Genomic DNA, 10188 nt, shown 5'->3' with positions numbered 1-10188 from the left:
CGTGCGCTGCCGCCTGGGCCTCCATTTCCGCGAGCCGAGCCTGATCCTGAAACACGTCCTGAGCGGCTGTGGGCCAGGGTATGGCACCGTAGCGGGCGCGAACGTACACGTTATTCTCTTCGATCTGCCGCCAGCGGTAGACGTGGTAGACCTCGAACGCAATAGCACCGACAATTAGCCACAGAACGACGAAGACGGCCAAGCAGCCCAATCGAAGCATACGTTTCATGGGCAGTCTCAGAGGTTGGGCGCCGCGGCCGCGGGTTGCTGTAATTGAAGCATCTCCTGCGCCACTTCCAAGTAATGCCGCGGCCGTTCGTCGTTCGGATTGAGTTCGATGGCTTTTTGCAGCGCGGCAATTGCCGAAACCACTTCGCCTTTGCCCAGATAAGCCAGCCCGAGACACGAATGGGCCCAGGAATCGTTCGGCAGTTCCTTGAGCGCCTGATTGAGCACCTCGATGGCGTCATCATGCCGGTCCAGGTCCAGCAGGAGGTTCCCGATGTTTATGATGTCCCAAGGATAGCCATGCGGGTCGAGTTCGACGGCGCGGCGAAAGGCTGTCAGCGCCCCCTCCTTGTCTCCCATTTCCTTCAGGGCCATGCCTTCGTATGAAAAAGCCCGTGCATAATCGGGCTTGACCTGTTGCGCGCGCTTGCACAGCGACACCGCGACCGGGTACTGCCCGTAACGCCAGAACTCAAGGGCAAGGTCGCCCAGTTCCTTCGGCAGGTCCTCGTTCAGCGGCAAGCCGGCCTCGATACCCGTCGTGGCCGCCGGACCTCGCCACACCCGATAGAGCAGCACGTGCTGAATGCCGCCGTACTCGTCCATGTCGAATTCCAGACCGCGCCGCCGCAATTCCTGCTCGAACGGAACCACGCCGCCCGACTGGAAATAATCACGCATGATGACGGCCCAGACGCCGCGAGTCCGTCCCTCTCCGTCCTGCGACGGCAACTGGAGCGCGAGGAATGTGGCGCACAGTTCCGCCAGTGTGTCCCAGTCATCCGCGTAGGAAACCACCTGCGTAGACGGGCCGAAGTTGTAGGCGAGTACGCGTTTCCACAGCCAGTGGTGCGAAAGAACGAGGTCGTCGGAGCGCCCCTCCGCACGGATTTGCACCGCTGCGCCCCGGTAGTCCGGATGGCGCGGTCCCGCGAAGACCAGCATCTGCTGGTAGGCAAAGGCAGCAACCACGGCCGCGGATGCCAGCGCGCGGCCCCACCGTGCCGGCAACGCGGCCACGGCCCCGCCGAGTATGAGATACAGGGCAAGCGAACTCGGCAGCGTGTAGCGCGGCATGATGCAAGGCCGCCACGTCACGGAAATCGCATAGATGACGACCGCCGGAAGCAACCACCACAGTACGAGAAAGAACGGCCACGCCCCCACGCGCTCGCGGTTCAGTTCAGGCCCCGTCATGGCTCTCCGGTTTGCCGACGCCACGCACAACCATACGGCGGCGAGAAGAAAGCCCGCCAGCGTCAGGCCGGCCACGGGCATCATCGCCGAGACGATGACCCGCGCGACGTCAGGCCCTGCCAACATGCGCCAAGTCGTTTCCAGGGGCGCCCATTTCATGTGTAACGGCGCCAACTGCCAAGTCATGCCCGCGCAGTCGTCGGCAAACAGGTCGCCGATGAACTCCACAAACGACGGAAGTTTCAGCCAGCCCGATGTGGTATCCGCGGCCCAGAAGCGAATGGAACTCATGTAGACCGCGGTGGGGACGAACAGCACGGCGTTCATGGCGCCCCACACGACGAGTTGCCGGAAGCGCCGCGTGTGGAACGCAAGCCAGAACACGCCTTCCACGAAGGGCAGCAGCAGAGCGAAGGGATGCGTCCAGAACAGAAGCAGATTCGAGAGACCGTGCAACGCCCACCATCTTCGCTCGCCGCCCCGGAGCAGCCGCATGAACGTGTATGCCGACAGCAGCGACAGCAGCGTCATCAGGGCGTACATGCGGATTTCCTGCGCAAACTGGCGATGGATCGGCGACAGGGCAAGGCACACCGCCGCGATCAGGCCTGCATTCCTGCCGACAAGGTCACGTCCGAAGAAATAGACCAGCGGGATCAGCAACGTGCCGAAAATGACGGAAATCCAACGCAGCGAACCCGGCGTGCGGCCCACGTACTTGTGCCAGCCGTATTCCAGCATGTAGTACATCGGCATAGTCGCCGGGTCAAGCGTGCGGTTCTGTTTCAGGAACGCGAGCAAGTTCGGCGCCGTTTCGCGAATTACCGACTGGTTCCATTGCGTGTAATGCGGGTCCGCTTCCCATTCTGCGGGTGGGGCCAGGTGCATGATGCTCGTAAACTCGTCCCACCACACCGATTCGGTCGCGATGCCGTGTACACGCACCAGCGCCCCGACAACGATAACTGCGCCAAGCACCACCCATGCCCATGAACGCCGCAATGAACCCGTTGCTTCCGCGTTCAACTTAGAATCCACATCCGTCTCCCGGAAAAGGGCGGCCGCCGCGGTCCTCGACCTCCGTCATGATGATGGTTCGGGCGGCGGCAACCGCGCCTGCATTGTTTCGAATCATGGCATTTAGCATAATCGGCGCGCAAGGAACGAACATGACGTCCTCTCCGCATTCCGATACTGCCTCGTCACCGCAGGACCGCCCGCGCGCCAGCCTGCCAAAGACGATTCTGTTGATAATCATTCCCGTGCTGGCCGGCTTGGGCCTGCTGGAAACGGCCGCGCGCTTCCACGAAGTCTGGCATCCGCCGCTGACCGTCGATATCGGCCAGGGATTCACCGGACAAAGCCGGCTCTTTGTCCCCGAGCCCGGCAATCCCGCCATGATGGTTACCAACCCGCACAAGACCGTTTCCTTCCGCGCACAGACTTTCCGCCGGGAGAAGCCACCGCGCACCTTCCGCATATTCGCGCTCGGAGGCTCTTCCGTCAACTATCTCGACTACGAGTTTCCGCTGCTGGCGCAGCGCCTCGCCGGCACGCTGCCGGGCATCGACGCCGCGGAAATCATCAACTGCGGCGGCTTGTCCTACGGAAGCCACCGGCTTGTCCTCGTCGCGCGCGAGGTGCTTGGCTATCAACCTGATCTTGTCATGGTCTACTCGGGGCACAACGAATTCGAGGAACTCGACCAGCTGGCCATCGCCCGGCGCGAAACCGTCTGGCTGCAGGAAATGCTCAGCCACTCGGCGCTGTACCGGTTCATCCGCGACCGCGTAGCGGCCCGGCGCCTGCGCGCGATCGAAGAGGCGCGCCGCCGGCAGGAAGCCCTCGCCGAATCGTCCCCCGACACCGGCAAGACCTGGAATTACATCTATACCGACACGCAAAAAGAAGCGCGCATGCGCGCGTACCGGGCCAACCTTGCCGCGATCATCGAAGCGTGCCGCGACGCGCGCGTGCCCATCGTCATCGGCACGGTTCCGTCCAACCTGATGCGGCCCAACCTGTTCGGACCCGACCGAGCCGCCTACGAAGAGGCGCTGGCGCTCTTCCGCCAAGGCCGGTACGAAGACGGCCGCCGCGCAGCGCAGCGCGTGCTGTGCCGCGCCACGCGCCACCAAACCTCAGACATCGAGAACGGCATCATCCGCGAACTCGCCGCGCAATACGGCGTCCCCCTTGCCGACGTCGAGGCGGCCGTCAACGCCGCGGAACCCCACGGCATTCCCGGCGAGACCCTGTTCAACGACCATTGCCACCTCAACCCTGACGGCAACCGCATCCTTGTCCAGGCCTACGAGGCCCAGATCCGCCGCATCTTCCTTTAGCCGGAATCTTGAGTCCAAGTCGCGTTTCACGTCCGCGCACCATGCCCACGCGAGGACATGACAGGGAAGCACGGACACGTGAACTCATGCTTACTTCCACACCCTGTCCCTCAATCGGTTCCCGCCCGGAAAATGAAGCTTCCTTTACCCCAAGAGCCTTTTCTTGCGGGGATTCAGTGCTCAGCGCTCTCGTATCTTGGACGGTATTACGGGCATCCTCAATCTTCGCAACGCGTTCATCGCGCGTACCCCTTTTAGACAGTAGTCTTTGCCTCCAGTCCAGACGAGCTACAGAACCATGTGAATAGTCTCGGGAGTCAGCACGGCCTGGCAACTTATTTCAGGTTATACCGCTTCCGAGCAGAGCAGCGCGCCATCAGCCACTACTTTCATCTCTTCCGGCCTCACGACATCCAGCGGTGTAAGCAGGCCTGTTTCGCCGCACCCGCCCCGGAGGCAGCGGTCCGCGATGTGTACGGGAAGACACGCCGTAGCAACCGCGCCGTCGCGGAACATCATCGAGGCCTTCTTTGTTTGACCCGCGCCGTGCGCTTCGACCTGCAGCAGACATTCGGGCCCCACACCGGCGGCGATGGTTTTCGCCGTATCGCGGTCATTGACGCGGCGCATGACCTGCTCGATGAGCCTGTAAGCCCACTTCCGCTTGTCGGGCTGGAGGACGCGCACGATCGCCAGGAGCCACGTGGGCAGGTCACCCATGTAGAACCAGGTGTGGAATTCCTGGAGCGGGAAACGGCAAGGAATCGTCAATGTGTCGATGGTGGGCACTTCGAGTAACCGTTTCCTGCCAAAGGGCGCTGGCATATCCCAGTCACGAGACAACCCGCCAATGGTCACGGGCGCGGGGGCGCCCAGATGCAGTGCAACGGGCCGGTCCACGGCTTCGAGTATGCCGCCCATCATCGAAGCCAGCCCGGAATCCGCGTATGCGTGCCGGAACTGCGCCCAGCAGCAATCCACGTCCGTTGCATCCGGCAATTGGCGCAGGACATTCGCAATCAGCAGTGTCGAAAGCCCCGGAATCGCGCCGGCCGCGGTGATCACCGGCACGCCGCATTCGCGCGCCAGGGAATCGAGCGCGGAAAGGTTGCGATAGTGCAGTTGCTCGTTCGCGCAGTCGAGATAGGGCTTGCCGCACTCGATCACCGTGCGCGCAATGGCGGTGCCGTCGCGCGAGAAGGGGCCTACGGCGTTGATAACGAACGCCACACTCGCGCAGGCCCCCCGTAATCGGGTTTCGTCTGTCGCGTCGAATACGAGTACGCGGACACGCCGGCTGTCGAGCGTTTTCAAAACGCGTTGAAGCTTGTCGTGCCTACGGCCCGCCGCCGCGATTGAATAATTGGTTCTTTCGGCCAGCCGCTGAACGATGGCGCGCCCGGCAAGCCCGTAAGCGCCCAGTACGAGGATTTCGGGGGTGGAATTCATGTGCACTGACCTTCAAGTCCCGGTACACGCTCACAATTGTTGAAGATTATGATCAAATTCGAGCACCTTTTCAGCAGCCGTTTCAAGAAGAGCCGTCAAATCCTTGTAGCGAATCCGCAGCGGCTGCCCCTGCAACGATGTGACTCGGGCGCCCCGCAACGCGCCGTCCCGCCATTCGATGGCGACTTCGAAGCCGCCGCGCGCGCACAGACCGGTGACTTTGCCGTCCGGTACCGCGGCAGGCAGCGCGGGCAGCAATTCCACCTCGCCCGCGTGGCTCTGGAGCAGCATCTCCGCGATTCCCGCGGTCCCGCCGAAGTTGCCGTCGATTTGGAACGGCGGATGGGTATCGAACAGGTTGGGCAGCGTGGATTTCGCTAGCAGCGCCTGCACGTTCTCCCAGGCACGGTCACCCTGGCCGAAGCGCGCCCAGAGGTTGACGATCCAGGCGCGGCTCCAGCCGGTGTGCCCGCCGCCGTGGGCCAAACGGTATTCGATGGTCTTCTGCGCCGCGTCGAAGAGCGCGGCGTCATGCCGCGTTATCTGCGCGAGAGGATGAAACCCGACAAGATGTGACATGTGCCGGTGGCCTGGTTCCTGCTCTTCATAATCTTCGACCCATTCCTGAATCGTGCCGTTGCGTCCGATTTTGATCGGCGGCAGCTTGGCAAGGGCGGCCTTAAGGTCATCGCGGTAATCCGCATCGGCATCGAGAATACGCGACGCTTCAATAACCGCCTCGAAGATTGCGCGGACGATCATCATGTGGTGCGTCGACGCCCACGTGATGCGTACAGGCTCGCCCGTCTCCGGATGTATATAGGAGTTCTCCGGCGATGTGGACGGCACAATGACAAGCATGCCGCCGTGCTCGACGAGATAGTCCCGAATGAATTCGCTGGCCCCTTTCAAGACCGGATAGGCTTCGCTTTCCAGGAATTCGAGATCGATGGTAAACGTGTAGTGGTCCCACAGGGTCATGGCCATCCACGCGCCCGCGAGCGGGTCGAGCACGCCGTTGTCGAATTGCGAGCCCGCGTTCGAACCCGAGGGCGTGGTGCGCCCGAAGGGGTTCGTGGCGTGAAACGCGACCCAGCCGTCCGCGTCATACAGACGTTGCGCGGAAACGCGGCCGCGCTCGCTGAGTCCGCGAAGCCATCCAGCCAGCGGCTCAACCGTTTCGGGTAGATTGCAGACATCCGCGGGCCAGTAGTTCATCTGCAGGTTGATGTTCAGATGATAGTCGGATTCCCACGGCGCCCACATCCTGTCGTTCCAGATGCCCTGCAAGTTCGCGGGCAATCGTCCCGGCGCGCGCGAACTGGACATGAGCAGGTAGCGCCCGTATTGAAAATACAACGCCACGAGGCCCGGGTCCGGCGCGCCCTCTTCCACTTGCTCCAGCCGCCGGTCCGTGGGAAACCCGTCCGCATTGCTCGTACCCAGGTCGATAGTGACGCGCTCGTACAAGGCACGATGCTCGCGCTCGTGGTCCGCGCGCAGTTGCTGCCGCGGCTTGCCGGAAGCCTTCTCCAGAATGGCATCGGCGGTCTTCCCTGGATCGATGGAGCGGTCGAAATTCATCGTTTCGAGCGAATAGTCCGTCGCGGCCGTGAACAAGAGAAGGGCCTCATCGGCCCCGCCAATCACCAGCCTGTCTCGATCGCCACGGACTTGACCGCCCTGTGTCACGGCGCGCAGCCGCCCGGCGAAGCGCATGTGCGCACCGCCCGGACCGGAGCCGCCCGCGTTGTCGTCGTAACCCTCGGGCGAGGCGATATCGACAACCTGCCCGTCCATGTGCAGCATGTCGTTGCCCGGCGCGGTAACGGCCACGTCCTTCTCGCGGGTCAGCCAGATTCGGGCATTGATGTTTCCCGGTTCTGACGCGGACAGCCGCACGACAAGCACATCGTCCACGGCCGAAATGAACGCTTCGCGCACATAAGTCACGCCCCCGGCGGTATACGTGGTCGTGGAGATGCCGGTATTCAGCACGAGTTCCCGGCGATAGCCGGCAATGTCAGGCCCGTGGTCCGCTTCTATCCACAGATCGGCGAGGGGTTCGTAGGACCGGAACGACGTCGGGGACTGGGTCATCGTTTTCAGTCCCAACTCGCGCGCTTCGTCGATTCTTCCGGCCAATACCAGTCGCCGCACTTCCGCGAGGTGTTCGCGATAACCGTCCGGATACACGTCGCACGGCGCGCCGGCCCAGAGGCTCTCTTCATTCAACTGGAACCGCTCTTTCGGCGCGCCGCCGAAAATCATGGCGCCGATCCGGCCGTTACCCACCGGCAACGCCTCCACCCATTTTTCCGCCGGCTGCGCGTACCAGAGTGTGTCGCTTCTGGAAGGATCCTGAGCCGCAGCCGGAAAAGCCGGATACACCAGCACGCTGACGAGAATGAGCATGTGAAAGAGCATTTGGCTATTCCTTCTTCTGCGCCGCATCGAAAAGGCAGCGCTACGCCGCGAGGATAGACCCGAGCGAGCCGCGCAACGCGGCCTGATGCGGCTGGGCGAACCCGTTGTCTTCGCGCAATTGCGCATAGGAATTCTGAACGCCGTTGCAGTACTCGACTCAGTTCCGCATTTCGGGGATAGTGCCGTTGCCCGCGTTGTTGCAGATATACGGCTGCCAGCCGGCCGCCCGGCAAGGCCCGATGAACTCGTCCGTCCCGAACGTATTCGGCTCGATCACTCCCCACGCCATGTCGTCCGTGGGCTTGCGTTCTTTCCCGACGCCCCCTTCCCAGTGGTAACCGCTGACGAAGCATCCGCCCGGCCAGCGAACGATGGGCACTTTCAATTCTTGCAGCGCCGCTATGACGTCCTTGCGGAGGCCGCGGTCGTCCGCGAGCGGCGAACCGGGATCAAACACGCCGCCATAGACCTGATGATCAAAATGTTCGAGGAACCCGCCAAGAATCATCGGGCTATAAGGCACAAACGGGCCGGTTGTATCGACGGTCAGCGTGGCCTGTGGATACGACGGCGATACATCCGCGTTCGCGTCCTGTACACGGCAGCAAGCGCACGGCAGGCACGTCACGGCAAGCGTCAAGGCCATGCGAACGAGTGCGCTGTCACCTCTCACTGGGCCTGTCTCTTTTCGTTAAAGGACCCGTAGAGCGCGACGGCGTCCTCGTCCTTGTTCAAGACGCGCACAACGAGACGGGCGTGCGCCACGGCCGTTTCGCCCGAGGCTACATCGCGACCGAACAGACAGAGATACACAGAGCGATGGCCCTCGCCCGCGTGCGGCGTCATGACGGCGAAGCAGTCTCCGGGCCACGCCATGACGACGGCGCATAACCCGGACTCCGGATTGCGGCGCAAGCCAAGCGGCACGGCAAAATCGCTGCGGATCGCCCAATCGACCGGATTGGGCTCGATGTCCCACCGTCCATCCTTAATGATCGAAACCGCGGCGCGCTCGCGCGGAAACGCCTGCCAGTCTCCCTTGTCCTTTTCCGTCGTTTCAAACGCGGGCGCGTCGGCGGCCCCGGCTTTAGCATATACGACGCTGGCTGGAAACGCTTCCGTCAAGTATGAGGCCACGAACGATTCGAAAGCCTTCAAGTCCTCGTGTGCCGTGACAGACGTCGTCAAATCGAGGGTGTCCGGCGCGCTCCAGCGATAGACGGCGGACATTGCGAACGGCCGGCCTTCCGCGGCAGGCCAGCGCACTTCCACCGCGCCGTCCGGCAGCAGCGCTGAGGTGCTTGGCCACTCCCATGCTCCAGCGCCATACCGCTTGTTGGCAGTAAACACCCGGTAGTGGCTGAAGAGCCCGTAGTTGTTGCCGTCGAGGCGGGCGCCTGTAGGCACGTATTCGAGCGGCGATAGTCCAAGCGACCGGCCCTCGCTGCGCAAGGTCCCGCGGAGGACTCCCGTGTCGAATGTATATGTTTCGTCACCTGCCTGCGTGAACGCCAGGTTCGCAGGTTCGGCATAAGCCAGAGACACGACAGCGCACATGAAGGCGGTTAGAACCAAACGCATAATACGGATCCTCCTGTTCTCGCCTGACCAGCCTGCGTTCCAACACCGCGCGCAGGCGCGCGAGTTGCGGCACGCAAGCGGCAGACGCCTGCAATCACTAGCCTCTATCCCGCCGGCCGTGCCTGTCTCGGCCGCCGGCGGCGCGACTATAGCCGCGCGCATAGTCCGCCCGGCAACGCAATTCCGTTTCCTCGGGGTCTTCGCCGAGTTCCTCAATCAGGCGCGCATGCAGTGCGGCAATCCGTTCCTGATGCTCCGGCATGCCCGAGAGGTTCTTCAGTTCGCCCGGGTCTGTACCCAGGTCGTACAGTTCCCGTTCCGGCGCGTAGCTCGCGGCCGGACGCGTATGATAGACGTACTTGAAGGAATCCATGCGGATCATCGCGCAGCCCGAAGCAATGTTGTGCCCGTAATACTCGCTTACGGCAAGGTCTTTCCATTTCGCCGCAGGATCTTCGAGCCACTTCCGCATGGAAGTGCCGTCCCAATCTTCCGGCACGGCCGTCCCGCTCGCGTCCGCGATGGTTTGCACGACGTCCACGAGCGAACACGCGCCCGCCCGGTGCTGGCCACTGGGCCAACGGCCCGGCCATCGCATAATCAGGGGCACCCGCGCCGCGGAATTGTAAAGACAGTTCTTCCACCACAGGCCGTGTTCCCCCATGTTCTCGCCGTGGTCGGCCGTGTAAACAACAACGGTATTTTCGGCCAATCCTGCCTCTTCCAGCGCCTGAAGCACCTTGCCAATCTCTTCATCCACCCATTGCACGAGTCCGTAGTACAGTTCACGCCCCTTCCGGACGATGTCTTCGGGAACATCCTCCATGTTGAATCCGATCCGCAGGTGCCTGTAATTGCGGGGCAGCGAATCGAGATACCCTTCCGGAATCTCCGGCATCGCCACTCTGCCTTTGTATCCTTCCCAGTACTTCTCCGGCACAATGAGCGGAAAGTGGGGCGC

Annotated in this window: 8 protein-coding genes; 1 reads left to right on the top strand and 7 read right to left on the bottom strand. The window is 62.6% G+C overall.

The window, feature by feature from the left end:
* Together KA184_14740 and KA184_14735 are read right to left on the bottom strand one after the other, a co-directional pair.
* Nucleotides 1-229: hypothetical protein (locus tag KA184_14740; protein MBP8130833.1), on the bottom strand; the 229-nt coding region annotated here is incomplete at its 3' end.
* An 8-nt stretch (nt 230-237) separates the two neighbouring features.
* A complete protein-coding gene (locus tag KA184_14735) occupies nt 238-2463 on the bottom strand; it encodes a tetratricopeptide repeat protein (GenBank protein ID MBP8130832.1) in 2226 nt (741 codons plus the stop codon).
* 131 nt (nt 2464-2594) lie between these two features.
* Here KA184_14735 and KA184_14730 point away from each other — a divergent pair, with 131 nt between their 5' ends.
* On the top strand, nt 2595-3770 hold the full coding sequence (locus KA184_14730) for an SGNH/GDSL hydrolase family protein (GenBank protein ID MBP8130831.1): 1176 nt from the start codon (nt 2595-2597) through the stop codon (nt 3768-3770).
* A gap of 345 nt (nt 3771-4115) precedes the next feature.
* Here the strand turns inward: KA184_14730 and KA184_14725 are convergent, their stop codons facing one another.
* The 5 genes from KA184_14725 to KA184_14705 all read right to left on the bottom strand — a co-directional run.
* Nucleotides 4116-5219, bottom strand: a complete 1104-nt coding sequence (locus tag KA184_14725; GenBank protein ID MBP8130830.1) for a saccharopine dehydrogenase NADP-binding domain-containing protein — start codon at nt 5217-5219, stop codon at nt 4116-4118.
* Nucleotides 5220-5249: 30 nt separating this feature from the next.
* Nucleotides 5250-7646 (bottom strand): glycoside hydrolase family 95 protein, encoded by a 2397-nt coding sequence (locus KA184_14720; GenBank protein MBP8130829.1) that lies wholly within the window; start codon nt 7644-7646, stop codon nt 5250-5252.
* 157 nt (nt 7647-7803) lie between these two features.
* A complete protein-coding gene (locus KA184_14715; protein MBP8130828.1) occupies nt 7804-8319 on the bottom strand; it encodes a hypothetical protein in 516 nt (171 codons plus the stop codon).
* Nucleotides 8316-9227 (bottom strand): hypothetical protein, encoded by a 912-nt coding sequence (locus KA184_14710; GenBank protein ID MBP8130827.1) that lies wholly within the window; start codon nt 9225-9227, stop codon nt 8316-8318. Before KA184_14710 ends, KA184_14715 begins: the two co-directional genes overlap by 4 nt.
* A 97-nt stretch (nt 9228-9324) precedes the next feature.
* On the bottom strand, nt 9325-10188 hold an 864-nt coding region (locus KA184_14705; GenBank protein MBP8130826.1), incomplete at its 5' end, for a sulfatase-like hydrolase/transferase.

Source organism: Candidatus Hydrogenedentota bacterium (assembly GCA_018005585.1).
In the GTDB taxonomy this organism is placed as follows: domain Bacteria; phylum Hydrogenedentota; class Hydrogenedentia; order Hydrogenedentales; family JAGMZX01; genus JAGMZX01.
This window is presented reverse-complemented; position numbering and strand designations above follow the sequence as displayed.

Bases quoted from the DNA above. Each gene is read 5' to 3' on its own strand.
- KA184_14730 (MBP8130831.1), top strand. From the start codon at position 2,595: ATGACGTCCTCTCCGCATTCCGATACTGCCTCGTCACCGCAGGACCGC.
- KA184_14725 (MBP8130830.1), bottom strand. From the start codon at position 5,219: ATGAATTCCACCCCCGAAATCCTCGTACTGGGCGCTTACGGGCTTGCC.
- KA184_14720 (MBP8130829.1), bottom strand. From the start codon at position 7,646: ATGCTCTTTCACATGCTCATTCTCGTCAGCGTGCTGGTGTATCCGGCT.
- KA184_14710 (MBP8130827.1), bottom strand. From the start codon at position 9,227: ATGCGTTTGGTTCTAACCGCCTTCATGTGCGCTGTCGTGTCTCTGGCT.